At 66.2% G+C, this 290-nt stretch carries 1 protein-coding gene; it reads right to left on the reverse strand.

Annotated features, from left to right (window positions below; genetic code table 11):
* Window positions 1-290, reverse strand: a 290-nt coding sequence (locus AUL38_RS03240; protein ID WP_235590585.1) for an isocitrate/isopropylmalate family dehydrogenase, incomplete at both ends; no start/stop codon positions are given.

A 290-nucleotide genomic window follows, 5' to 3' on the forward strand; every position in this document is an offset into this window, starting at 1 on the left:
TAGGCGCCCTCCGTGTTTTCGCGCACGATGACGAGTTCGCAGCGTTCGGGGGTGAGATCTGCGATGGGGGTGGGGACGCCGGGGTAGAGACGGACGGGGCGCACGTTTGCCGCCTGCTGGAAGCGCTGACGCATCTCGAGGATGAAGCCGCGTTCGAGGATGCCCGGGGTGACCTTGGGGTCGCCCATCGATCCGAAGAGGATCGCGTCTGCTCCGCGCAGCTCATCTTCGACCTCGGCGAAGAGCTCGCCGGTTTCGAGGTAGTGGTTGGCCCCTGCGGCGTACTCGGT

The organism is Leucobacter sp. G161 (assembly GCF_001482305.1).
In the GTDB taxonomy this organism is placed as follows: domain Bacteria; phylum Actinomycetota; class Actinomycetes; order Actinomycetales; family Microbacteriaceae; genus Leucobacter.